20 protein-coding genes are annotated in these 23,394 nt (G+C 69.3%); 9 read left to right on the top strand and 11 right to left on the bottom strand.

Annotation, left to right across the window (positions count from 1 at the left end; genetic code table 11):
- The first annotated feature begins 40 nt into the window (after positions 1 to 40).
- The 3 genes from dacB to OG876_RS38275 are packed head-to-tail and all read left to right on the top strand — an operon-like array spanning position 41 to position 3,558.
- A complete protein-coding gene (gene dacB / locus OG876_RS38265; RefSeq protein ID WP_328521605.1) occupies positions 41 to 1,612 on the top strand; it encodes a D-alanyl-D-alanine carboxypeptidase/D-alanyl-D-alanine endopeptidase in 1,572 nt (523 codons plus the stop codon).
- Positions 1,613 to 1,657: 45 nt separating this feature from the next.
- Entirely contained in the window at positions 1,658 to 2,611 is a 954-nt protein-coding gene (locus tag OG876_RS38270) for a GNAT family N-acetyltransferase (RefSeq protein WP_328521606.1), read from the top strand.
- A complete protein-coding gene (locus tag OG876_RS38275; protein ID WP_328521607.1) occupies positions 2,608 to 3,558 on the top strand; it encodes a GNAT family N-acetyltransferase in 951 nt (316 codons plus the stop codon). The genes OG876_RS38270 and OG876_RS38275 overlap by 4 nt, the downstream gene beginning before the upstream one ends.
- On the opposite strand, the gene OG876_RS38280 is transcribed toward OG876_RS38275, so the two are convergent.
- Positions 3,521 to 4,624: a sigma factor-like helix-turn-helix DNA-binding protein gene (locus OG876_RS38280; protein ID WP_328521608.1), complete on the bottom strand. Its 1,104-nt coding sequence runs from the start codon at positions 4,622 to 4,624 to the stop codon at positions 3,521 to 3,523. The genes OG876_RS38275 and OG876_RS38280 overlap by 38 nt on opposite strands.
- Before the next feature lie 75 nt (positions 4,625 to 4,699).
- Between OG876_RS38280 and OG876_RS38285 the strand changes: the two genes are divergently transcribed.
- Together OG876_RS38285 and OG876_RS38290 are read left to right on the top strand one after the other, a co-directional pair.
- Positions 4,700 to 5,287 carry an ArsR family transcriptional regulator gene (locus tag OG876_RS38285; RefSeq protein WP_328521609.1) on the top strand — a complete coding sequence of 196 codons (588 nt, stop codon included), beginning with the start codon at positions 4,700 to 4,702 and terminating at the stop codon, positions 5,285 to 5,287.
- 20 nt (positions 5,288 to 5,307) lie between these two features.
- Positions 5,308 to 6,564 (top strand): MFS transporter, encoded by a 1,257-nt coding sequence (locus OG876_RS38290; RefSeq protein ID WP_328521610.1) that lies wholly within the window; start codon positions 5,308 to 5,310, stop codon positions 6,562 to 6,564.
- Here OG876_RS38290 and OG876_RS38295 read toward each other — a convergent pair.
- Together OG876_RS38295 and OG876_RS38300 are read right to left on the bottom strand one after the other, a co-directional pair.
- On the bottom strand, positions 6,561 to 8,168 hold the full coding sequence (locus tag OG876_RS38295) for an MDR family MFS transporter (protein ID WP_328521611.1): 1,608 nt from the start codon (positions 8,166 to 8,168) through the stop codon (positions 6,561 to 6,563). The two genes, OG876_RS38290 and OG876_RS38295, sit on opposite strands and share 4 nt — an antisense overlap.
- On the bottom strand, positions 8,168 to 8,674 hold the full coding sequence (locus tag OG876_RS38300; protein ID WP_328521612.1) for a MarR family winged helix-turn-helix transcriptional regulator: 507 nt from the start codon (positions 8,672 to 8,674) through the stop codon (positions 8,168 to 8,170). The genes OG876_RS38295 and OG876_RS38300 overlap by 1 nt, the downstream gene beginning before the upstream one ends.
- 185 nt (positions 8,675 to 8,859) lie before the next feature.
- Here OG876_RS38300 and OG876_RS38305 point away from each other — a divergent pair, with 185 nt between their 5' ends.
- Genes OG876_RS38305 through OG876_RS38315 form a run of 3 tightly spaced genes read left to right on the top strand, consistent with a single transcriptional unit; the run spans position 8,860 to position 13,391 of the window.
- Complete coding sequence (locus OG876_RS38305) at positions 8,860 to 10,482, top strand: Wzz/FepE/Etk N-terminal domain-containing protein (protein WP_328521613.1); 1,623 nt, start codon at positions 8,860 to 8,862, stop codon at positions 10,480 to 10,482.
- A 6-nt stretch (positions 10,483 to 10,488) separates the two neighbouring features.
- On the top strand, positions 10,489 to 11,853 hold the full coding sequence (locus tag OG876_RS38310) for an O-antigen ligase family protein (RefSeq protein ID WP_328521614.1): 1,365 nt from the start codon (positions 10,489 to 10,491) through the stop codon (positions 11,851 to 11,853).
- Complete coding sequence (locus tag OG876_RS38315) at positions 11,850 to 13,391, top strand: right-handed parallel beta-helix repeat-containing protein (RefSeq protein WP_328521615.1); 1,542 nt, start codon at positions 11,850 to 11,852, stop codon at positions 13,389 to 13,391. Before OG876_RS38310 ends, OG876_RS38315 begins: the two co-directional genes overlap by 4 nt.
- A 6-nt stretch (positions 13,392 to 13,397) precedes the next feature.
- Here the strand turns inward: OG876_RS38315 and OG876_RS38320 are convergent, their stop codons facing one another.
- The gene (locus tag OG876_RS38320) at positions 13,398 to 13,880 is read right to left on the bottom strand and encodes a MarR family winged helix-turn-helix transcriptional regulator (protein WP_328521616.1); all 483 of its coding nucleotides are present in this window, start codon (positions 13,878 to 13,880) and stop codon (positions 13,398 to 13,400) included.
- Entirely contained in the window at positions 13,877 to 14,638 is a 762-nt protein-coding gene (gene hisF / locus OG876_RS38325) for an imidazole glycerol phosphate synthase subunit HisF (RefSeq protein ID WP_328521617.1), read from the bottom strand. Before hisF ends, OG876_RS38320 begins: the two co-directional genes overlap by 4 nt.
- A gap of 108 nt (positions 14,639 to 14,746) precedes the next feature.
- Here hisF and OG876_RS38330 point away from each other — a divergent pair, with 108 nt between their 5' ends.
- The gene (locus OG876_RS38330) at positions 14,747 to 15,934 is read left to right on the top strand and encodes an SGNH/GDSL hydrolase family protein (protein WP_328521618.1); all 1,188 of its coding nucleotides are present in this window, start codon (positions 14,747 to 14,749) and stop codon (positions 15,932 to 15,934) included.
- Between the two features lie 40 nt (positions 15,935 to 15,974).
- On the opposite strand, the gene OG876_RS38335 is transcribed toward OG876_RS38330, so the two are convergent.
- From OG876_RS38335 to OG876_RS38360, 6 genes are all read right to left on the bottom strand, one after another.
- Positions 15,975 to 16,907, bottom strand: a complete 933-nt coding sequence (locus OG876_RS38335; RefSeq protein ID WP_328521619.1) for a lysophospholipid acyltransferase family protein — start codon at positions 16,905 to 16,907, stop codon at positions 15,975 to 15,977.
- A complete protein-coding gene (locus tag OG876_RS38340; RefSeq protein ID WP_328521620.1) occupies positions 16,907 to 18,487 on the bottom strand; it encodes a lactate racemase domain-containing protein in 1,581 nt (526 codons plus the stop codon). Before OG876_RS38340 ends, OG876_RS38335 begins: the two co-directional genes overlap by 1 nt.
- A 33-nt stretch (positions 18,488 to 18,520) precedes the next feature.
- The gene (locus tag OG876_RS38345) at positions 18,521 to 19,717 is read right to left on the bottom strand and encodes a zinc-dependent alcohol dehydrogenase (protein ID WP_442914203.1); all 1,197 of its coding nucleotides are present in this window, start codon (positions 19,715 to 19,717) and stop codon (positions 18,521 to 18,523) included.
- Positions 19,717 to 22,008, bottom strand: coding sequence for an HAD-IB family hydrolase (locus OG876_RS38350; protein ID WP_328521622.1), 2,292 nt, complete (start codon positions 22,006 to 22,008; stop codon positions 19,717 to 19,719). The genes OG876_RS38345 and OG876_RS38350 overlap by 1 nt, the downstream gene beginning before the upstream one ends.
- Positions 22,005 to 22,742 carry a bifunctional 1-(5-phosphoribosyl)-5-((5-phosphoribosylamino)methylideneamino)imidazole-4-carboxamide isomerase/phosphoribosylanthranilate isomerase PriA gene (gene priA, locus OG876_RS38355; protein WP_328521623.1) on the bottom strand — a complete coding sequence of 246 codons (738 nt, stop codon included), beginning with the start codon at positions 22,740 to 22,742 and terminating at the stop codon, positions 22,005 to 22,007. Before priA ends, OG876_RS38350 begins: the two co-directional genes overlap by 4 nt.
- Positions 22,743 to 22,844: 102 nt before the next feature.
- Complete coding sequence (locus OG876_RS38360) at positions 22,845 to 23,348, bottom strand: hypothetical protein (protein ID WP_328521624.1); 504 nt, start codon at positions 23,346 to 23,348, stop codon at positions 22,845 to 22,847.
- Positions 23,349 to 23,394 lie beyond the last annotated feature (46 nt).

Consider the following 23,394-nt stretch of genomic DNA (forward strand, 5'->3'; position numbering starts at 1 on the left):
TCCCGCTAGTTGATTTCCGCCTGGGTTGAGGGAGTTTCTCGTGAAGTATTTACCGAGAGTGTCGGGGCGCGCGGTCGTCGCCTCCGTCGCCGCAGTCGCGGCGGCCGTGGGTGGGGTGGTCTCCCAGTCGGCCGGAGCGCCGACCGCCGTCCAAGCGACGGCGCTGCAACAGCGGCTGGACAGCCTGCTGAACGACAGCCGGTACGACGGCTCGCAGGTCGCGCTGGTGGTCCGCGACGCGACGACCGGCGAGACGTTGTACGACCGGAACGGCGATCAGCGGATGCTGCCCGCGTCGAACACCAAGCTCTTCACGTCGACGGCCGCGATGCACGTCCTCGGCCCGTCGTACCGCTTCCACACGGATGTGCTGGCCACCGCGCCCGTCGTCGGCGGCAAGCTGCGCGGCAACCTGTACCTCAAGGGGTACGGCGATCCGACCGCACTGGAGTCCGATTACGTCGGACTGGCCAAGCAACTGAGCGCAGCCGGCGTCCGCCGCGTCGACGGTGACCTGATCGCCGACGACACCTACTTCGACCACGTCCGGCTCGGTGACAGCTGGGCCTGGGACGACGAGCCGTTCTACTACAACGCCCAGATCTCCGCCCTCACGCTCGCCCCGAACACCGACTACGACTCGGGTACGGCGATCGTCGAGAGCCGGCCCGGAGCGGCGGCCGGTACACCGGTGAACCTCTCGCTGGTCCCGGCGAACGGCGTCATCAAGTTGATCAACACCGCGACGACCGGCGCGGCCGGGTCGTCCAACACGCTGAACATCGAGCGCGATCACGGCACCAACATCGTCCGGGTGACCGGTTCGGTCCCGCTCGGCGCCTCGGTCGGCCAGGAGTGGGTGACGGTCTGGGAGCCGGAGCTCTACGCGGCCGACGTGTTCCGCCGCGCACTGGCATCCCAGGGCATCCAGGTCAGCGGCCGGATCGAGAACGCCGCCACTCCCTCGACCGCCAAGCAGCTGGCCCGGGACGAGTCGATGACGGTCGGCGAACTGATGACGCCGTTCCTCAAGCTGTCCAACAACATGCACGCCGAGACCCTGGTCAAGGCGATGGGCGCGGTCGTCGAGGCCGACGGCAGCTGGTCGGCCGGACTGGGCGTCGTCACCGACTACGCCCAGAGCATCGGCGTCGACACCAGCCGGATCCGGCTCTCCGACGGCTCCGGCCTGTCCCGCAAGGTGAACGTCACCGCCGACAGCGTCACCGACGTACTGATCGGCGCCAAGAAGGAGCCCTGGTGGCAGCAGTGGTACGACGCGCTGCCGATCGCCGGCAACCCGGAACGCTTCGTCGGCGGGACGCTGCGCAGCCGGATGCTCAACACCCCGGCCGCCAACAACCTGCACGGCAAGACCGGCTCGCTGACCGGTGTGACGGCGCTGTCGGGATATGTGAGCACCAAGGACGGCCGCAAGCTGGTCTTCTCGATGCTCAGCAACAACTACCTGGTCAGCCCGCGCTCGATCGAGGACGCGGTCGGCGTCACGCTGGCCTCGTGGTCGGACCAGGCCGCTCCGGCCGCAGTCTCGCCCAACAGCCTCAGGACCACCCAGACCACCTGTGACCTGGAGTGGGACAAGGCCTGCTGAGCTAATCCGTTCGACAGTACGGCGGTCGTTCACCACGATGGGTGAATGACCGCCGTTCTGCCTGAGACCTACACCGTTCGCCCGCCGACGAAGGACGACGCGGAGGCGGTCTTCGGCCTCGTGTCCGCGTACGACACCGCCGTCCTCGGCTTCCCGGACTACACCCTCGACGACATGGTCGACCAGCTGACCGATCCCGGGGTCGAGCCCACGACCGACGCCTGGCTGGTCTTCGACGGTGACCGCCTTGTCGGGTTCGGCATGGTCTTCGGCCGGGGCGACCACCGCCACCTCGACCTGGACGCCGTCACCACCGACCCGCTGGTCTGGCGCTACCTCCTCGACCGGATCACGCACCGGGCCGGTGAGTTCGCCACACAGTACGGACACCCGGCGGTGCAGCTCGACGCCGTCGCCTATCGCGCCGACGAGGCCCGCCGGGATCGGCTGGCGGACGACGGGTTCGAGCCCGCCACGACGTACCACCGGATGCGGATCGATCACGTCGGCCCGGTCTCCGCGCCCGAGGTCCCGGCCGGTGTCACGGTGCGCCGGGGCGCTCCGGACGAGGACAGCCAGCGGGCGGCCCACGCCGTACTGACGAGGACCTTCGAGGGGCAGTTCGCGTTCACGCCACGGACGTTCGAGGAGTGGCGGGCGGCGCACGAGAGCCAGTCATCCTTCGACTGGTCGATGACGACCCTGCTCGAGATGGAAGGCCGGGCGGTCGCGCTGCGCGAGTGCACGGACCAGTTCGTCGAGGACGAGGACTGCGGCTACATCGGCCGTTTGGGCGTCCTCGAGGAAGCCCGCGGGAAAGGGCTCGCGACGTTCCTGCTGCGCGACCAGTTCGCCCTGGACGCGGCGGCCGGGCGGACCGGCACGATCCTGCACGTCGACACCAACAACCCGACCCCGGCGCTCGGCCTCTACCTCTCCGTCGGCATGCGGGCGGTGCTGGTGACGGACGTTCTGCGCCTCCAGGTCGACGCCGTATGACGCTGCCCACCGGCTACACCGCCCGGCCGATGCGACTCGACGACGCTGCAACGATCGCCGTGCAGTCCGGCGAGTACACACGAGCCTTGCTCGGCTTCGCGAAGCACAGCCCCGAGGACGTCGCGAACTATCTGGGCGACCCCGGCTTCAACCCCGCGACGGACGGATGGGTCGTGCTCGACCCGGACGGCGGCTTCGCCGGATCCGCGACAGCCATGTCTACCGGCGACGGGTCGCGAGTGAACGTCGAAGCGCTAAGTGAGACGCCGGCGATCGTGACGTGGCTGCTTGATCGGGCCGCGCGCCGGGCCGTCGAGGTCGCGCAAGCCGCCGGCCGGGCCGACGTGCTGATGAGCGTCGGGGTCATCCGGCAGGACGAGTTCCTGCGAGGGATCGTCGCCGCCCAGGGGTTCGAGATCGGTACGTCGGTGCATCGCATGCGCATCACTTTCGACGGCCCGGTCCCGCGACCCACAGCGCCCGACGGTGCAGTGGTACGGCGCGGAGCCCTCGACGAACCGAGTCGCCGGGCGGCGCACGCCGTACTGATCGAGGCTTTCAGTGGGCAGCCGTCGGCGTTGCCGCGGCCGTTCGAGGAGTGGGCGGCGTCACGGGAGAGCCGATCGACCTTCGATTGGTCTCAGTTGACCACGGTTGAACTCGACGGGCAGGCGGTCGCTGTGACCGAGTGCAACGACAACTTCGTCAGCACCGACAACTGCGGGTACATCGGGCGGCTGGCCGTGGTCCCGTCGGCTCGCGGTCGCGGCCTGGCCAAGTTCCTGCTGCATGACGCCTTCGCGGTCGACGCCGCCGCCGGACGATCCGGCACCATCCTGCACGTGGACAGCAGCAACCCCACTCCGGCGGTCGCGCTCTACACCGCGGTCGGCATGCGCCCGGACCTGATCAGCGACATCTGGCGGCGAACGATCCCGCCGGCCTGACGCAACTTCGTCCCTTCAGCACGACCCGCTCACCGGTGCTGCCGGCGTACACCGTGCGGCTCCCGAGCAGGCTCATCAGGTCGAGCCGGAGGGTGGTCGGCGCAGGCGCCGGGGCGGTGCACTGGTGACCTTCGTTCTGGTCGGGGCCGATGCCGTACCGGTACGCCGCGATCCGGACCGAGTAGGCGTCCTGGGACAGGATCCGGACGACCGTGTTCGGCAGGCACGGTTCGATCGCGACCTCATCGGGTTCGACCCCGACGGTCAGCACCGACAGGTGGTCCGGATCCACCCGCGCCGAGGTCACTGCGATCTCGCCGCGGAGCAGGATCGTCGTCGTACCGAGCTTGTAGTGCTCAGGGGCCGGTCCGTCGACGACGTACTGGGGCATCTCGAGGCCGATCGTCGGCTCGGTCTCGGCTCTCGGAAGCCCGAGTCCGGCGGCGATGCCGGCCACGATCACGACGGCCGCAACGGCCGCGGACACGACGTATCGGCGCCGACGTCTCTCCTTGACGGCCCGTTCGACCTCCTCGATCGGAGGTGCCTCATCCGGCGTTCGCGCAGTGACGTACTCGGTCAGCCCGAGCCCAGGCACAAGCACCCGCTGGGCCCGGGCCAGCCGGGACCTGACCGGGCCGGCCGCGAGTTGCAGCTCCTCGGCGATCTGCTCGACCGGCAGATCCATGACGTCATGTAGTACGACGACCGCCCGCTGCTCGGGCGTCATCCGGGCCAGCGCGGCCGCCACATCCAGCGGGTCGCCGTTCGGACCACGAACGGTGTCCTGGCGACCGGCGAGCCTGGCCAGCGCCTGGGTCACCACCTGTCGCCGGCTCAATCGGCTGAGCATCGTCCGGACGGCGACACCGCGAACCCAGGCCTCCGGGTCGTCGTACCGGCGGATCGCGTCCCAGCGGCCGAGCAGTTTCACGTACGCGTCCAGGGCCACCTGCTCGGCGGCCGCCGGCGATTCCCCGATCGACACCAGTACGCCGACCAGCTCCGGCCAGGACCGCCGGTAGAGGGCAGCTCTGTCCGCGCCTGGATCACTGTCGTCCCGCACGCGGCCAGTGTCGCGCCGGACCCGCTCCAGCGACAGAGGTTGCCTACGAGAAGTCTGAGAGATTACTCTCGAAACATGTCTCTCAGAAATCCGTACGGCGATTTCGAGATCACCGACCCGCAGGCCATGCGGGCGCTGGCGCATCCGGTCCGGCTCGCCGCGCTCAGCTACCTGCAGAAGAACGGCCCAGCCACCGCCACGCAGTTGTCCGAGCACGTCGGCGCCTCGCCGTCGGTCACCAGCTGGCACCTGCGGCATCTGGCGACTTTCGGCCTGGTGGTCGACGGCCCACCACCGAGTGGGTCGGACCGACGGCAGCGGTGGTGGAACGCGGTCGCCCGCGGGTTCCGGTACGCGATGCCGGACACCCCGGAGGGCACCGAGGCGGGCCGCCTGCTGCGGACCGAGATGATGAACGAGGCGCTCGAATCCGCCCAGCACTGGATCGCCGAGACCGAGCCGGTCCTCGATCCCGAGTGGAGCCGGCTGGGCGGATCCGCGAACACCCTCCTGGTCCTCACGCCCGCCGAGGCCGAGGCGGTCGAGTCCGCGATCGAGCAACTGCTCGCGCCGTACGTCCAGCGCCGCGACGCGGGCGACACACCGGCCGACGCCCGGCCGGTCCGCTACCTCCGCATGTCATTGCCCGAAGCAACCACCTGACCAGACTCTGGGGGACTGCTGTGAGGACGCTTGCCGCCACCAGTCTGTGGCACGACCGGCGGTTCCGGACCTTCTGGTCCGCGCAGACCGTGTCCGAGTTCGGCGACCGGATCACCGAACTCGCGCTGCCGCTGATCGCCGTCACGCTGCTCGACGCCTCCCCCAGCCAGGTCGGCTTCCTGACCGCGGCGGTCTGGCTGCCGAGCCTGGCCAGCCTGTTCGTCGGGTCCTGGGTCGACCAGCGCCGGGACAAGCGGCCGCTGATGATCGCCGCCGACGTGGCCCGCACGATCCTGCTGCTCACGATCCCGGTGGCGTACTGGCTGGACCTGCTCAGCCTCGGCCAGCTCTACGTGATCGCGATCCTGGCCGGTACGGCGGGCGTCGTGTTCGGCACCGCCTACGCGTCGTTCTTCGTCCGGCTGGTCGACCGGGACCACTTCCTCGAGGCGAACGGCAAGCTGTCGGCGACCCGCTCGATCTCGTTCATGGGCGGCCCGGCGGTCGGCGGCGTACTCGTGCAATGGCTGAGCGCGCCGGTCGCGATCGTCGTGGACGCATTGTCGTTCGTGTTCTCGGCGATCCGGATCAGCCGGCTCGACGTCCAACCAGGCGAGGCCGACGAGACGCCGGAGTCACTGCTGTCCCGGGCCCGGACCGGGATGCGCTATCTGCTCAAACACCCGTACCTGCGCCGCAGCCTCGGCTGCGCGACCACGGTCAACTTCTTCAACATGATCGGCATGGCACTGCTGGTGCTGTACGCCAGCCGCGATCTCGGACTCTCGCCCGGCACGATCGGTCTCGCCTTCGGGATCGGCTCGTCCGGCGGTCTTCTCGGCGCGGTCGCGGCCGGCCCCTTGACCCGGATCTTCGGGGCCGGCCGGGTGATCGCAGCCGGCACGATCATCTTTCCGGGCTCGATGGCGCTGGCCGTCCTCGCCCAGGGGCCGGACTGGGTCCGCGCGGCGGTGCTGGCCGGCGGCATGTTCGTCGCGACGTTCGCGGTGATGTGTTTCGACGTACCGCTGAACTCACTGCAGGCGGCCGTCACCCACGACCACATGCGCAGCCGCGTCGCCGGCGCGTTCAGCAGTATCAACTACGGTGTCAGGCCGCTCGGCGCGGTCGTCGGAGGATTCCTCGGCACCTGGATCGGTGTCCGCGAAACCCTCCTCGTCTCCGCGGCCGGCGGCCTGTTGTCCGTGCTCTGGCTGGTTCGTTCACCGATCATCCGCACCCGCGACCTGACCGGTCTGCACCCACCTGAGCTTTAGTCGTGCACGCTGCTGTCGACCAGGTCCTCGATCTCGTCGACCTTGGCGACGGTGCGCCGCAGCGGGACCTCCTTGATGAAGAACACGGCCACCAGGCTGACCAGGGCGCACGCGGCCGCGATCAGGAAGATCCGTCCGGTGGCGTCGCCGTACGACTGCCGCACCAGCTCGGCCAGCTGCGGCGGCAGGTGGTTGACGTCCAGCAGGCTCGTGCCGCCGGATCCACCCTCCTGCAGCTTCCGCGCCGCCTCGGCACCGCCCGGTCCGGCCAGCAGACCCTGGATGATCTGGTCCTTCACCCGCGCCGCGAGTACGGCGCCCAGCACGGACACGCCGACCGCACCACCCAGGCTGCGGAAGAACGCCACCGTCGCACTCGACGCGCCGATCTCCCGGACGTCTACGGTGTTCTGGACGGCGAGCACCAGGTTCTGCATGGTCATGCCCATGCCGAGACCCATCGCGAGCATGCCGAGACCGACATACCAGTAGGGGCTGGTGTGGTCGATCGTGCCGAGCACCGTGAGTCCGGCGACGAGCAGGAAGCCGCCGGCGATCAGGTACCGCTTCCACTTGCCGTAGCGGGTGATCATCTGCCCGGAGCCGATCGACCCGAGGAACGAGCCGAGCATCATCGGGATCGTCAGCAGGCCGGCCTCGGTCGGGCTGTAGCCACGGGCGATCTGGAAGTACTGACCGAGGAACAGCGCGCTGCCGAACATCGCGACGCCGACTGCGAGGCTGGCGATGATCGCCAGCGCGGTGGTCCGCTGCTTGACGACCTTGAGCGGGACGAGCGGCTCCGGGCTCCGGCTCTCGACCAGTACTGCGAGGAGACCGAACAGCACCGTGCCACCGACGAACAGGGCCGACTGCCAGGACATCCAGGCGAAGTCCGAGCCGGCGAAACTGACCCAGAGCAGCGGCAGGCTGGCGGCGATGCTGATCAGGATCGCGCCGGGGTAGTCGATCCGGACCTTGCGCTTGAAGGTCGGCAGGTGCAGGTACTTCTGCAGGATCACCAGGCTGATCACGGCCAGCGGGACGCAGACGTAGAAGCACCAGCGCCAGCCCAGCCAGGAGGTGTCGACGATGACGCCGCCGATGAGCGGCCCGCTCACGGTCGCGACCGCGATCACCGCACCCATGTAGCCGGAGTACCTGCCGCGGTTGCGGGGCGGGATCGCCGCGCCGATGATGGCCTGCGCCAGCGCCATCAAACCGCCCATCGCGAGGCCCTGCAGGACGCGGGCACCGATCAGGAACGGCACGTTGTGGGACAGGCCGGCCAGAGCGGAGCCGACCACGAACAGCGAGATCGCCAGCTGCACCAGCAGCTTCTTGTTGATCAGATCGGCGAGCTTGCCCCAGATCGGGGTGGACACCGTGGTGGCCAGCAGGCTCGCGGTCAGCACCCAGGTGTACTGCGTCTGGGTGCCTTCGAGGTCGGCGATGATCGTCGGCAGGGCATTGCTGACGATCGTCGAGCTCAGCATCGCCGTGAACAGCGCGGCGAGCAGGCCGATCAGGATCTCGAGGATCTCGCGATGGGTGAGTTCCGGTGCAGCGGGCAGGTGCTGCTGCCGGGTCTCGGTGACAGTCATCAGTCTCCAGTCGATTGGGTACGCCGTACGACCTGACTGGCCTCGGTGATGGCGCGGGCGATCCGCTGCATGGTGTCCGCAGCGGCCAGCAGCGCGTCGTCGTCGAGGTCCGCCAGGGCGGCACGAAGATGCTGGGTGTAGGACGAGTAGAGGGACTCCAACTGGGCCCTTCCGCGCGGCGCCAGGCTGACCAGCCCGACCCGGGCATCGGCCGGGTCCGGCCGGCGGCTCACCAGTCCGTCGGCCTCCAGTGCGGTCAGTTGCCGGCTCACCACCGACGCGTCGACGCCGAGCTTGGCGGCGATCTCGCCGCCGCGCTGCTCACCGTCGCGCAGCAGGACCTTGAGCACACTCGCGTCCGAACGGCGCAGACCGCCGTCGGGCATCAGGTGCCGATGTTCGATACAGCGCACGGCCCGCACCAGGGAGCTGACACCTTCGAGCAGCTCCTGGGCCGACGCGTCCCGCTCTACCCCCGGGACAAGGGGTTGCTGAGCTAGTTGCATAACCCAACTATATATCAAATTAGTTGGTTTCTGCAACCATATGGCAGACCGGCCGGTTCCGTTTACGGAGTGTAAGTCTTCGGCCGAGACCGCCCTCTTTCGGCAACTCTCCGTCTATCATCGCCCGAAGGGGGCATTTGCTGGGGCGGTGCACCGAAGTCCAGGGGAGCGACTGAGGTGAGGCCATGACGGCCACCAGAATCGATCAAGGCCGGTTCGAGCCGACCGTCTTCGGCGCCGTGCGCCGTTATCGCGTCATGGTGCTGATCATCAGTTTCCTGGTGGCCGCCGCCGCGCTGGCCTACTCGCTGGTGCAAGCGGAGGTGTACCGCGCGAGCGCCACGGTCACGGTCCCGCAGAGCGCCTCCGCCCAGAGTGAGGCCGCCGACCAGTACTTCGACAGCCAGGTGCTGCTCCTGCAGTCCCAGCGGGTCGCCGACCGCGCCGCCCGGATCGCCAACACGACCCTGAACGGCACCATGCTGTCCCCGGCGAACTTCAGTGGCCAGGCGAGCGCGTTGGAGATCACTCCACCGGAGCACGCCACGCCGGGCAGCTTCGGCTCGAGCATCGTCGCGATCTCGTTCACCTGGCCCGACGCCATGGTGGCCCAGGCCGGTGTCAACGCCGCACTCCAGGCGTTCGACGAGGTGCGCTCGGCGGAGATCGCGACTCAGGGCGCGGCGTCCGTCGCCGCCGTCGAGCGCGCGATCCGGGACGCGCGGACCAAGGGCCAGCAGGCCGACCTGCTGAAGCAACGGGCCCAGACCCTGCTCAACCTGCAGGTGGATCTCGCCACCCATCCGACCATCGGCTGGGCACCGGAACCGCAGGTGCCGATCAACGGCAATTCGAAGCGATCCGCGGCGATCGGGCTGATGGCCGGGCTCGGGCTGGCTGCCGGGCTGGCGTACGCACGTGCCCGGCGCCACCGCTGCGTCGAGGGACCGGATGATCCGGGGGCGATCTACGACGCGCCTCTGATCGGCGACATCCCGCCGGCGCGGAACCGGATCATTCCCGGCCGTGCGGAGGCCGCCGATCCCCTGCCGGTGGCCCGCGATCCGGACTCCCCTGCCGCCGAGGCGTTCCGGTTCACCGCGGGTTCGGTCGAGCGGATTCGCGTCGGCCGCGACCGGCACCTGGTCGTCGCTTTCGTCTCCGCCGGCAGCGAGAGCGACCGGAGTACGGTCGTGGCCAATATCGCCCTCGCCGTCGCCGAGAGCGGCACGCCGGTTCTGGCGGTCGACGCCGACACCGGTGAGGGCGGCCTCACCGGCCTCCTCCTTCCCGGCAGCCGACCGGCCGACGGCTTCGGGCAAGTGGTGTCCGGTCGCTGCGCGGTGTCGGACTGCGTGGAGTCAAGCCCGCTCAACTCGGCCGTCGCCGTTCTCCCGGTTGGTTACGCCCGGGCGCGTCAGCCGTCCGGTGTGCCCTACCCGGAGGCCGTCGCGAAGCTGATCGCGGAAGCCAAGGAATCCTTCGAGCTCGTCCTCATCGACTCCCCCGGGCTGCTGCATGCCGCGACAGCGGTGGACCTGGTGCACGACTCCGACGCGGCCGTCCTCGTCCTCGGCCCCGGCGAGGCTGTCGACGACCACGTCACCGTCGCGGACCGACTGGACCAGGCCGACTCCGACGTCGTCGGTTACATCTACCGGCGCGAGCGCCGCTGGCAGAGGTTGGTACGCCGGCTGTGGAAGCCGGCGGCTCTCCGGGCCGGTGCACGGGCGGAGCGAACGTCCGATCCCCACTTCACGTTCGGGCCGACCGGGGACACGCACTCGGCGCGGCCGCCACGGGGGTGACGCGGGATGCCGTCGTCCTCCGGACGCCTCTTCGTCCTCTACGGCCGGTCGCTCGCATTCCTCCTCGGCGGTTACCTGCTGTTCGACCGGGCGTTCGCGTACCTGCATCTGCCGGGGAGTCCGCTGTTCATCGGTGAGATGGTGCTCGGGCTCGGTGTGCTGGCAGCCCTCGCGTCCACCCGGTACTTCGTGGTGCCGCTCAGGGACGAGCCGGTATTCGCACTGCTGCTCGCCTTCGTCTTCTGGGGACTGATCCGCACGTTGCCAGGCGTGGGCACCTATGGGCTGGATGCCGTGCGAGACGCCGCGCTCTGGTACTACTGCCTGTTCGCGTTCCTGATCCCAGCCGCGCTCGCCAGGTCTCCGGAGCTCCTCGACCAGATGATCGCCGGACTCCAGCGGATCACCCCTTGGCTGCTGGTGTGGTTGCCGCTCGCGCTCGTCCTCACGCCCTTCGCCGACGTCGCCCCGAAGGTGCCCTTCTCCGCCGTTTCGGTGCTGTCGCGCAAGCCCGGCAGCGCGGCCGTCGCGGCGCTGATGGTGCTCGGGCTGATGTGGCTGATGCCGGGGAAGCGCAGTGCCCGCAGCCGCGCGCTGTGGAGTCTTCCGGCACTCCTGGTGATCGCACTCGCCGCCACCCAGAATCGGGGCGGTCTCCTCGGAGTAATGGCGGGTGGAGCGATCGGGCTGACGTTCATGCGCCACCCGTTGCGACTCGCGGGCCGCGTCGTGCTCGTGATGGTCGTGGGGCTGGGTGTGGCGTCGCTGCTGTCGCTGCAGGTGCCGACGCCCGGTGTCCAGGGCCGGGCGTACTCCGCCTCCCAGCTGATCGCCAACGTCGTGAGCCTCACCGGGAAGGACTCCCCCGGAAACCTCGGTGGCACCGTCGAAGGCCGTCAGGACCTGTGGACCCGGATCCTCGACAAGCAGGTCAAGGACGGCCATCTCGTCGACGGCTCCGGCTTCGGGCAGAACCTGGCCGCCGAGGTGGGCGTGTACGACGAGGGCAAGGAGACCCTGCGGAGTCCGCACAACTCCCACCTGCACATCACGGCCAGGCTCGGCCTGGTGGGCCTGTCGCTGTGGATCGCGCTGTGGGCGGCCTGGTTCTGGCGGATGATCGCCGGTTGCCGACGGCTGACGCGGCAGGGCCGGCACACCGAACGCCAGGTCGCCGTGCTGTCGCTGATGGTGTGTACGGCGGTGCTGGTGTCCTCCTTCTTCGACCCGCAACTGGAAGGGCCACAGATCGCGGCCTTGTTGTGGACCATGTTCGGCATCGGGGTGACCGTGACCACGATCCGGCCGTGGTTCCCCGGCGTACGCGCGGAGCCCGAAGAGGCCACGGGGCAGCGTAGGGCGCAGCCGTGACGCGGCGGTGGACCGCGGTCGTAGCGCTCGTGGCCGTCCTGGCCGCGTCGTCGTCCTGCTCCCACGAGCCGACCGAACGGCCCTCGCAGGCGAGGGCCGGCCTGGCCGGTCCGATCGGACCAGTCGGCCCGGTCGGACCGATCGCGAGGTCGTGTGACGGAGTCACGGTCGAGCCGTCCGACGCCGTTCAACCCGTCATCGACGCGCATCCACCGGGAACGACGTACTGCTTCTCCCCCGGCATCTACCGGCTGCGCGAACCGCTGCGACCGAAGCCAGGCGACGCCTTGATCGGTCGTCAAGGTGCCGTCATCAGCGGGTCGAAGGTCCTGACCGGCTGGCGGAAGACCGGGCGCGGCTGGTCAACCACGGGATTCCTGCCGACCGCCCCGGGCGACCACGGCAACTGCCGGCAGTCGGAGCCGGCCTGCACGTACGCCGAGGACGTCTTCGTCGACAAGCAGCGGCTCGACCGCGTGCGATCCCTGTCCAAACTCGTCAACGGCACCGTCTATGCCGACTACCGCACGAACACGATCACGATCGGCGACAACCCGTCGCGGCACCTGGTCGAGCAAGCTGTCGCACCCAGCCTGATCCGTACGACGGCCGACGACATCACCGTCGCCAACCTCGTCCTCGAGCAGGCCGCCAACGAGGCTCAGGTCGCCGCCCTCGAGAGCCGTCAGGTGACTCCGTACGCGATGGGGTCCGGCTGGCGGATCCTCCACAACGAGGTACGGCTCAACCACGGCGTCGGCCTGGGGATCGCCGACTGGGCCTTCGTGTCCGCCAACTTCGTCCATCACCAGGGCCAGCTCGGCTTCGGAGCCTGGGGTGCCGGAACGGTTGTCAACGGCAACGAGATCTCGTTCAACGGGACCGCCGGCTACGCGCAGGACTGGGAAGCCGGCGGCAGCAAGAGCTGGCAGACCGACGGCCAGTCGATCACCCGCAACAACATCCACGACAACCTCGGCCCGGGACTGTGGTCCGACGGCGGCGCCATCCACACCGAGTACGCCGCCAACCGCATCACCGGGAACTGGGGAGCCGGCATCCAGCACGAGCTCAGCTACGACGCCACCATCCGCGACAACGTGATCACCGGCAACGGCAAAGACCACAAGGGGTGGGCCTGGGAAGGCGGCATCCAGATCCAGTCGTCGGGCGGGGCCGGACTCATCGAGGTCACCGGCAACACCGTCGCGCGCAACGCCAACGGGATCGTCCTCATCGACAGCGGGAACCGGGTGCACGAGTCGCCCGCCCCCCACGGTCCGCACCTCGTCCGCAACATCTGGGTCCACGACAACCGGATCACGATGGAGCCGGGCCAGACCAGCGGTGCCGTCCAGGACACGGGTGACACTGCGATCTACGGCGAACGGAACAACAATCGCTTCGAGAACAACACCTACTACCTGACCGACCTCGGCGGCCTGCACTTCTCCTGGCACGACACCGATCTCGACTGGGCCGATTGGCTCGCGCTAGGTCACGACGCCGACGGCCGGGCCGAACGCGCGCCCCGCTGAACGATGTCAGCCCAGGTCGGTGTTGAGGCGGGCGAGGAGGCGTCCGAGGTCGGCGAGATCGGTGGGGTTCCAGCGGCCGAGGATCGCGCGGAACTCGGTCTGGCGCTGGGCGCGCATCGCGTCGAAGCGCTCGGCTCCGGTGCTGGTGAGGCGGAGCAGCCGGGCGCGGCCGTCGTCGGGGTCGCCGACGCGTTCGATCAGGCCCAGGTTCTCGAGCTGGGTGATGCCGCGGCTGACCGTGGACTTGTCCAGGCCGAGGACCTGGGCGACGTCCGACGCACGGACCCCGGCGCCACCGCTCGCCGTACCGAGCTCGATCTGGGAGATCAGCGCGTAGCCGGCCGCGTCCATCTCGGGGTGCACCCGGCGCGCGAGCCGCAGCGAGGCGGACCGGGATCGGCGGAACAGCGCGGACAGTTCCTGCTCGATGTCCGCGACCAGCCGCTCGCCGTGCTCCGATCGTCCGGCCTCCGGCATCTGCACACTCACCGGACCACGATCCCGGCGTCGCGCAACGCCTTCTTGACGTCCGCGATCCGGAAGTCCCCGAAGTGGAACACACTGGCGGCGAGTACGGCGTCCGCCCCGGCCTCGACCGCGGGCGGGAAGTGCTCCGGCGCCCCCGCTCCCCCACTGGCGATCAGCGGTACGTCGACCACCTCGCGGACCGCCCGGATCAGTTCGAGGTCGAAGCCCTGCTTGGTGCCGTCGGCGTCCATCGAGTTCAGCAGGATCTCCCCCGCGCCCAGCTCACACCCGCGCTGAGCCCACTCGATCGCGTCCAGTCCGGCCGGCCGGCGGCCGCCGTGGGTGGTCACCTCGAACCCACTCGGCTGCTCCGCGGAACGCCGTACGTCGAGGGACAGCACCAGCACCTGGTTCCCGAAACGGTGGGCGATCTCCCGGATCACTTCCGGCCGGGCGATCGCGCCGGTGTTGATGCCGACCTTGTCCGCACCGGCCCGCAGCAGCCGGTCCACGTCCGCCGCCTCGCGGACCCCGCCGCCCACGGTGAGCGGCATGAAGACCTGCTCGGCGGTCCGCCCGACCACGTCGTACGTCGTCTCGCGCGAGCCCGAGGACGCGGTGATGTCGAGGAAGGTGAGCTCGTCGGCGCCCTCCGCGTCGTACACCTGGGCCATCTCGACCGGATCCCCGGCGTCCCGCAGGCCGGTGAAGTTCACCCCCTTGACCACCCGCCCGGCGTCGACGTCCAGACAAGGGATCACGCGCACGGCAAGAGTCACGCGGAAAGGGTACCGACTCGAACCTCGCAAACCCGGTCGTGTCCGAAATCTAGTTGCATTGCAACTAGATTCCCTGCAACTATTGGATCTTCCTACGAGAGGACCACGATGCGCACCACCCTGATCGCCGCGCTTGCCCTGACCGCCACGGCGCTCGTCACGTCGCCGGCGCAAGCCGAGCCTCGCGACCCCACGTGGTCGGCTGCCTGGGCGACGGCGATGCAACGTCCCACCCCGGCGACCGGCAACTGGAGCACGGCCGGCTTCGATCACCAGACGGTCCGGCAGACGATCCGGCTCAGCACGGGCGGCCGGAGTCTGCGGGTCCGGCTCTCGAACCAGTACGGCACCAAGCCGCTCCACCTCACCGGCCTGACACTCGGCGAACGGCACCTGACGGCGACCTTCCACGGCTCACCGCAGACCACCATCGCAACCGGCCGGACGATCACCTCGGACCCACTGAAGGTCGCGACCACTGCCGGCGAGCAACTCACGATCTCGCTGTACGTCGACGGTGCCACCGGGCCGGCCACCTTCCACGAGGACGGCCTCACCACGGCGTACGCGGCCGACGGCAACCACCTGTACGACGACGCGACCTTTAGCCAGACGAGTCACTCGGTCTACTACCTCACCGGCGTCGATGTGACAGGCGCGACGGGCACCGTCGTGACGTTCGGCGACTCGATCACCAACGGGCACAACTCGACCGTCGGTGCCGATCACCGCTACTCCGACGCATTGGCACAGCGGCTCCGGACGCGTCGGCTCGGCGTGGCCAACGTCGGCATCACCGGAAACCTGTTGCTCAGCGAGTTGCAGTGCTTCGGCGCGCAGGGCGTGTCCAGGTTCGAACGCGACGCCCTCGGGCAGCCTGGGGTTCGCACCGTGATCGTGGAGGAAGGCGAGAACGACATCTGGGACAGCGAGCACAACTTCGGCTGCGGCGTCACTCCGAGGGTCACCGCGGAGCAACTCATCGGCGGTTACCGCCGCATGATCGCCGCCGCGCACGCGCACGGCGTCCGGATCGTCGGCGGGACGATCACGCCGTTCAAGGCCGACTACATGGAACCGGCCGAGTTCGCCCGGGCGGAGGCCATCCGCGACCAGGTCAACCATTGGATCCGCACCTCGGGCCAGTACGACGCGGTCGCCGATTTCGCCCTGGCCGTCGGTGATCCGGCGGACGAGCAGCGGCTAGACCCCGCGTACGACTCCGGGGATCACCTGCATCCGAACGACTCTGGCTACGCGGCACTGGCTGCGGCTGCCGCCGGACCGATCTCCTGACGAAAGGGGGCTGTGGTTGCCCACAGCCCCCTTTTCGCGGCTACTTCCAGGCGCGGTGTCTGGTGCCGGCCGGCTTGATCGGCGCGGTGGATTCCCAGACCCGGCGCCAGCGGGCGGCGTCGGGACCGGACTGGGACGGGGACTGGCCGGCCGCGACGCGACGGCGGGACTCGTACCAGGTGGTCGACTCCTCGTCGAGGAGGGCCGAGACCGCGGCAGAGATCTTCGGCGCGAACTCGCGCGCGCTCTCCCCCTCGGCCGGGCGTAGCGGATCGCCGTACCGGACCGCGACCGCCGGGCGGCCGGGGACCGGCCAGCCGCGGCCACGGGGCATCGCGGCGAACGAGCCCTTGATGCCGACCGGGATCACCGGCACACCATGCTCGACGGCGAGGTACGCCGCACCCATCCGGAACCGCTCCATCCAGCCGTCGGGCGAGCGCGTCCCCTCCGGGAAGACGACGACGTTCCAGCCGTCCGCGAGCAGGTCGCCCGGGGTCGAGCTGAGCTTGCCGCCACGGCGCTCGATCGGGAACGTGTTGAACACGATCGCCGACGCGGTCGCCCGCCACCAGGTGTCGAAGAAGTAGTCCGCTGCCGCGGCCACCGCGGTCTTGCGGCGCATACCGTCCGGCAGCGTGCACAGCAGCAACGGAGTGTCCAGGTGCGACGAGTGGTTCGCCACGATCAGCGCCGGGCCGTTGAGCTTCAGCAGCGAGTCGAGCCCGCTCACCTGCGGGTTCACCTCGAAGCGCAGCACCGAGTTGAGCGCGCCCTTCTGCAGCACCTCGCGGACCGCGATCGCGGCCGGCGTCCGGGCCCACTTCGTCGGGAAGACCGAGGTCTCCTTCGGGATCACGTACGGCTCGGCCGACCGCGGCACCTGCGGCCGCCGGCCCCACCGCCACCCGCGCGCGACCTGCTTCACGTCACGCGCGGTGTCCCGGCTGAACTTCACCAGGCCGGTACCCATCAGCGCACGTCCGCGAGCAGGTGCGGCGGGTTGTGCAGGTAGGTGATCGACGGCGACCGCCCGACCGAGTGGCTGACCATCTCGAGCGCGTCCTGGAGCGTCGACGCGGACCGGAAGCCCATCCGCTCGACGGTCTTGCGATTCGCGCCGACCCAGACGATGTCGCCGCAGTGATCCAGCGCGTGCGAGATCCAGTACCACATGTAGAACGGGTGCACGCCGTGATACGCGTACGACGTCCGGTACAGGTGGATGTACCACGGGTCCTCGGCGTACTGCTTCTCGAACTTCGCCTCGATCGTCGCCGGGTCGGTGCTCTCCGAGAGCACCTCCTCGAAGAAGTCGACGTACGACGGGTGGTGCAACTGGCTGAACTCGTACGGCACCGGGTGGTAGAGGATGACCGCGCCGTCCTTGCGGACCACGGGATTGCCCCGGTACGAGTTGAAGTAGTAGCCCAGGCCCATGCAGGCGGCCAGGATCGGGTTCATCACCGAGTTCACGTTGTACGGGCCGACGAACGGCACGCCCATGATCGCGACGTCGGACTGGCCCTGCACCTCGACCAGGTGCTGGCGGTGCACGTTCGCGATGGTCTTCTCGTGCACCGGCTCGATCGCGCCGGCGTGGATCCCGGTCAGCCCGTAGTTCGACCGGACGTCGGTGAAGATCCGGTGCCGCAGCTTGTTCGGCGCCGCCGCGAGCGCGCGCTTGGTGCCGAGCATCGAGGCCTGGTCCTTGATCGACCACTCCCACTCGCGCTTCTGCAGGAACTCCAGCGGACCACCGAAGATGTCGTTGTTCAGCGTGGTCTCGATCTGGAACACCTTGACGTGCTGGGTCAGCACCTCACCCATCCGCCAGGCCGAGTGGTGCATCTTCGAGGCCTTGTGGTCCATGAACGAACGGGAGTGGATCATCGTGTGGCTGTTGTGGTGGTGCTTCAGCGACTTGTACGACGCCAGCCCGATCGACGTCGACTTGTGGCCGCCGTCCATCGCCACCAGGTTCACGTTCACGTAGACCAGCAGGTCGGACTCGGCCGCCCGCTTGGAGATCTCGACGTCCTCGCCGTGCTTGGTCTGGCCCAGGTGGGTCAGGTTCGCGGTGTCCTCGGCGTCGAAGTTGTAGAGCTTGCCGTCGGGGAAGAACGACCGGAAGACCCGCTCGCCGACGATGTCGCGCAACTCGTTCGGGGTCAGCCGGCGGTGCAGCGCGTTCGCCGAGATCAGCTCGACGTCGTCGACGCCCGCGTCGGCGGCCAGCGTCAGGACGGCCTCGATGACGCGCTGGCGGATGTCCGGCTTCTTCATCGGCGGCAGCGGCAGCGAGATGTCGTCGAAGGCGATGGTCAGCCGCATCCCGGGCCGGAGCAGCTCCGGCAGCGGCTCGGAGTCGATCGGGTTCAGCAGCGCGTCCTGGATCGCCTCCTCGACGTCCCGGACCGGCGGCAGCGCCTCCGGCGGGTACACCACCCGGGTACCGAGCGGGAACCGCTCCAGCAGGAAGCCCTCACCGTTGTGCACGAGCAGCGGCGGCGTCCGGTCGTCAACCTCAAGCACAAACCCTGGCCGAGACATGTCAGAACCTCTCTCGTCGTACGTTCAGCGCCCTCATGAGGCCCTCACATCGAATGCGACTTTCACCGTGCCGAGCCGGCCGGCCGAATGCGCGTGGTCGATCGCCTCGCGCCAGCGGTACAGCGGGTAGCGGGCCCCGACGATCCCGTCCAGCGGGGCCCGGCCGGCCAGGTCGAGCGCGGTCTCGAACGCCGGGCGCCCGTTCGGTTCCTCCCGCGCGGACGCATAGGTGCCGGTCACCTCGAGCTCGCGGAACCACACCGGCGACAGGTCGGCGCCGCTGGCCGGCATCCCGGACAGGACCACCCGGCCGCCGGCCTTGGTGACCCGCAGCACGGTGTCGATCGAGTCCTTGCTGCCGACCGCGTCGACCGCGACGTCCACACCACCGAGCAGGAACTCGCCCGCCCCGAAGTCCGGCTTCAGCCGGAACGCGCCGGTCGACCGCCGGACGCCGCGGAACACCTCGTCGGGCGCGACCACGTCGCTGGCACCGAACGCCCGCGCCAGCTCACGCTGCTTCGCGTGCTTGGCGACCACCGTGATCCGGCCGGCCTGGGTCAGCTCCCGCAACGCGAGCGTGGCGAACAGCCCGACCGCACCGGCACCACTGACGAGCACCGACTGCCCCGGCTCGACCTTGGCCCGGAGCGCGGCGTGCACCGCACCGGCCAACGGCTCCACCAGCACAGCCCGCTCGTCGGTCAGCCCGTCAGGTACGGCGTACAGCTGGCTGCGGTGGGCGATCATCACGTTGCCCCAGCCGCCACCGGTGTCGTGGCAGAACCCGGTCTGCAGACCCGGCGCCACGTGGCCCACGGTGATCCGGTCGCACCGGTTGGTGTTGCCCGACGCGCAGCCTTCACACGGCTCGACACCACGGGCGGCGCAGGTCAGGACGGAGTCCATCACGACGCGGGTGCCCTTCGGCAGGTCCTCGCAGTCGTCGAGCAGTTCGCCGACGACCTCGTGGCCGGGCACGAACGGCATCGACACCACCGCGGAGAAATACAGCTTGGTCGACCCGGTCACCATGCCGAGGTCGGAGCCACAGATGCCGGACAGGATCGGGCGGATCCGCGCCCAGCCCTCCCGCTCGGCCTTCGGCTCGTTGATCGTGACAAGACGCAGCGGCGCGGCCGGACCGGTCAGGATGCCGGGGATGCGGCCGCCGACCGCCTTGGCCGCCAGGAACTTGGCCGGCGACCGGTACATCTCGAGCGCGAGCATCATCGGGCGTTCACCCCAGGGAGCTCCAGTCGGGACGAGGTGGATGGGGTCTTCCAGTCGACGATCTGCCAGCGCGCGGCCCGGGCGGCCCGGAACAGCGACACGTCCGGCGAGACCGCGACCGGATTGCCGACGGTCGTCAGCATCGGCAGGTCCGAATGGCTGTCGGCGTAGGCGTAGGACTTGGACAGGTCGATGTTCGTGCCGCGGGCGCGGTGCTTGATCCACGCGGCCCGGGACTCACCGACCAGCGGCGGCCCGGACAGGAACCCGGTGCAGCGGCCGCGGTCGTCAACCGCCAGCTCGGCCGCGACGATCTCGTCGAACAGCGGCTCGAGCGGCCGGGTCAGCGGCCGGATCGCGCCGGTGATCAGGATCGTCCTGTGCCCGGCCGCGCGGTGCTCGCGGATCCGTCGTACGGCGGCGCCGCTCAGCCGCTCCAGCACGTGCTCGGCGAGGATCTCGTCGACGATGCGGTTCAGCTCCTCCAGATCGGCGCCCTCGTAGCGGCGGTAGATCGTGCGGAGGAACGTGCCCCGGTCCTTGCGCTCGGCCGAGATGAGCTTCGGCAGCCGGCGCAGCATCGAGCCGATCTCGCCGACCCGCTGGTGACTGTCGAGCTCGGGCAGCCGCATCCACAGGTAGGTCTCGATCACGTTCGACGACAGCAGCGTGCCGTCCATGTCGAACGCGGCGATCACCTCCGCGTCCTGCGTCGGCTCGACCTTCTTCAGGACGCCGGCGGACTCGGCCAGCGCCTTGTTCCGCTTCTTGCGGACGACGTCCAGCCGGCGCAGCGAGTCGGTGACACTCGGGCAGTGCACCTCTTGCAGGTAGTGCTGCCAGTCGACGATCGAGGTGTCGCACCAGAACTTCTCCCGGTCGTCGCCCTCGAGCGCGTTGTGCAGGGCAAGCACGTTGTCGTCGATGAACTGGAGCTCCGCCTGGGCGTACTCGGAGTACAGATCCATGTAGCGGCGGAGGAAGTCGAGCCGGCGCTTCTGCACATCGAGCTCGCGGGCGTACTTCCGGGTCCGCTCGCCGCGCGGGACGCGGGTGATCACGGCGTCGGCCAGCTTGTGCGCGCGTTCGCCGTACCGGAGCATCGACTCGACCGAGTCGCCACCGGGGAACTTCCACACCGGCAGCCGGACCGCGCCGCGCTCACCCAGGTCGAACGGGTGCTTGGAGAAGTACGCGCGGACTCCGGCGTACAGCTGTTCGAAGGTCAGCGGGTTCCGGGCGCCGGAGCTGACGTGGTAGTACTCCGGCTTGGACAGCTCCGGCTCGGTCGCCATCACGGCGCAGATCGCGCCGACGACGTGGTCGACCGGGATGATCTCGACCACGGAGTCCGGGCTGGCCGGGAACTCGGGCAGCTCGCCGCGGCCGTAGGCCAGGATCAGCGGCTCGGCCATCTTGAAGCCCTCGATCCAGCCCGGGTGCGGGCTCTGCACCGCGGACTCGATGATGGCCGGCCGGACGATCGAGGTCGGCAGCTTCGACGAGAACTCCTCGACCACGCGCTCGCCGAGCGCCTTGGTGAACGTGTAGCAGTCCGTCCAGCCGAGGCTGCGGGCCCGCTCGGTGCCGGTCTCGACCAGCTTCTTCGCGACCCACTCGGTACGGCGGCGCTCGGTGTCGGCCGCGGCCGTCAGGTGACCGGCGCGGCGGTGCAGCTTCTCGGCGTCCTTGCGGAACTTGGCCAGCATCGGCGCGGACCGGGACTGCTCCTCGATCCGCGACTTCATCGCCATCCCGGCCTCGGCCTCGGCCCGCCAGTCGACGGTGTGCTCGACCGACGCCTCGGGGATCGCGCCCCGCCGGCGGCCCGCGGTGTACGCGGTGGAGATGTGCACGTAGTGAACCGGGCGGCCGGTCTCCACGATCCGCTCGAGCAGGCTCTTGGTGCCGAGCACATTGGTCGTGAACGCCTCGTGGATCGGCGGGTCGAAGCTGACGTCGCCGGCGCAGTGCACAACGATGTCGAGATCCGTCGGCAGCTCCGGTACGTCGGACAGGTCGCCGTCGATCACCTGGATCCGGGCCGCGGACAGCGCCTCGGCGTCGGCGTGCTCGGTGCCCTCGCCGTAGAACGGCTTGAAGATGTCCTTCTTCAGCAGCTGCGCCATCCGGTCGGTGCCGGTGAGCGAGCCCTTGGGGCGGATGATCGCGACCACGGTGGTGCCGGGCAGGTCGCCGATGATCCGATGCAGCAAGGCCTCACCGACGAACCCGGTGACGCCGGTGACCAGGACCTTCTTGTCCTTGAGCTTGTCGGCCAGACTCACTTGTCGCCTCCACGCGTGAGCTCGAGTGCCTCGGTCAGGGTGAACGCACCGGCGTACAGAGCCTTACCCACGATGACGCCTTCGACGCCGTCCGGGACCAGTGTGCTCAGCGCCTTCAGGTCGTCCAGGCTGGAGACGCCGCCGGAGGCGACGATGGGCCTCGCGGTGCGCGCGCACAGATCGCGGTACAGGTCCAGGTTCGGGCCCTGGAGCATGCCGTCCTTGGTGACGTCGGTGACCACGTACCGCTCGCAGCCGGCCGCTTCCAGCCGCTCGAGCACCTCGTACAGGTCGCCGCCTTCCTTCGTCCAGCCGCGGGCCGCCAAGGTCCGGCCGCGGACGTCGAGCCCGATCGCGACCCGGTCGCCGTACTGCTGGATGATCCGGTCGCACCACTCCGGGTTCTCGAGCGCGGCGGTGCCGATGTTGACCCGGCGCGCTCCGGTCGCGAGCGCCGCCTCGAGCGAGTCGTCGTCGCGGATGCCACCGGAGAGCTCGACCTGGACGTCCAGCTTGCCGGTCACCTCGGCGAGCAGTTCACGGTTGCTGCCGCGGCCGAACGCCGCGTCCAGGTCGACCAGGTGGATCCACTCCGCACCGGCGTCCTGCCAGGCCGTCGCAGCGGCCAGCGGATCGCCGTACGACGTCTCGCTTCCGGCCTCGCCCTGCACCAACCGGACCGCCTGACCGTCCGCCACATCCACGGCAGGCAGCAGCACCAGGTTCTCAGACATGGCCCACACCCTAGAGGGCGTTCCTCCGGGATCCGTAACCCGGAGGCCCGCTGAGTCGTTGAGATCCAATCTGTCTCAGCAATACCAGTATAGTCGGTGGTCCTATCCAGTCGCGCGATCCTCGACCGGGCGCGGAGGCCGCTTGAGCAAACGCACGAGCCGGCTGGCCGAACGCCCCCGCGGCGCCTTCAGATCCCGCACCAACACGGACATCAGGTCGTCGACCCGTCGCCGCATCGCCGACTGGTCGCCGAGTCCCTTCTCCCGTGGGTAAGTGTCGCGATCCTCGCCCTCGACGTACCACGGCACACCGGTCCGGCTCATCGTCGTGTAGACGCCTTTGATGCCCTGCAGGGCGTCCGCCGAGCACAAGATCTCTGCGCGTGGCATCAACCGGCTCAGCTCCGTCGCAACTTTGTTGGACGTCACGGCCAGCTCTGAACCCAGTGCGCCTTGGGCGCGGCGCAGGATCGGGACGAGTTCCACGTACAGGTCGTAGAGCTGGTTGCGGCGCCACTCCTCGTAGCTGCCGACGCGCTGCAGGTAGGCGCCGACCAGTACGCCGCCGAGTGCCAGGAGTGCGGTGAGCAGTGCCGACCAGTCCATGCCTCAGTGTGCGTTTCGGTATTCGCCAGGACCACAGTTCGGGCGT

It is taken from the genome of Kribbella sp. NBC_00359 (assembly GCF_036097425.1).
Taxonomy (GTDB): Bacteria; Actinomycetota; Actinomycetes; order Propionibacteriales; family Kribbellaceae; genus Kribbella.

What these genes read in the sequence shown, in the direction of transcription:
- OG876_RS38270 (WP_328521606.1), top strand. Translation starts at nt 1,658, where the DNA reads ATGACCGCCGTTCTGCCTGAGACCTACACCGTTCGCCCGCCGACGAAG.
- OG876_RS38275 (WP_328521607.1), top strand. Translation starts at nt 2,608, where the DNA reads ATGACGCTGCCCACCGGCTACACCGCCCGGCCGATGCGACTCGACGAC.
- OG876_RS38285 (WP_328521609.1), top strand. Translation starts at nt 4,700, where the DNA reads ATGTCTCTCAGAAATCCGTACGGCGATTTCGAGATCACCGACCCGCAG.
- OG876_RS38295 (WP_328521611.1), bottom strand. Translation starts at nt 8,168, where the DNA reads ATGACTGTCACCGAGACCCGGCAGCAGCACCTGCCCGCTGCACCGGAA.
- OG876_RS38300 (WP_328521612.1), bottom strand. Translation starts at nt 8,674, where the DNA reads ATGCAACTAGCTCAGCAACCCCTTGTCCCGGGGGTAGAGCGGGACGCG.
- OG876_RS38305 (WP_328521613.1), top strand. Translation starts at nt 8,860, where the DNA reads ATGACGGCCACCAGAATCGATCAAGGCCGGTTCGAGCCGACCGTCTTC.
- OG876_RS38310 (WP_328521614.1), top strand. Translation starts at nt 10,489, where the DNA reads ATGCCGTCGTCCTCCGGACGCCTCTTCGTCCTCTACGGCCGGTCGCTC.
- OG876_RS38330 (WP_328521618.1), top strand. Translation starts at nt 14,747, where the DNA reads ATGCGCACCACCCTGATCGCCGCGCTTGCCCTGACCGCCACGGCGCTC.
- OG876_RS38335 (WP_328521619.1), bottom strand. Translation starts at nt 16,907, where the DNA reads ATGGGTACCGGCCTGGTGAAGTTCAGCCGGGACACCGCGCGTGACGTG.
- OG876_RS38340 (WP_328521620.1), bottom strand. Translation starts at nt 18,487, where the DNA reads ATGTCTCGGCCAGGGTTTGTGCTTGAGGTTGACGACCGGACGCCGCCG.
- OG876_RS38345 (WP_442914203.1), bottom strand. Translation starts at nt 19,717, where the DNA reads ATGCTCGCGCTCGAGATGTACCGGTCGCCGGCCAAGTTCCTGGCGGCC.
- priA (WP_328521623.1), bottom strand. Translation starts at nt 22,742, where the DNA reads ATGTCTGAGAACCTGGTGCTGCTGCCTGCCGTGGATGTGGCGGACGGT.
- OG876_RS38360 (WP_328521624.1), bottom strand. Translation starts at nt 23,348, where the DNA reads ATGGACTGGTCGGCACTGCTCACCGCACTCCTGGCACTCGGCGGCGTA.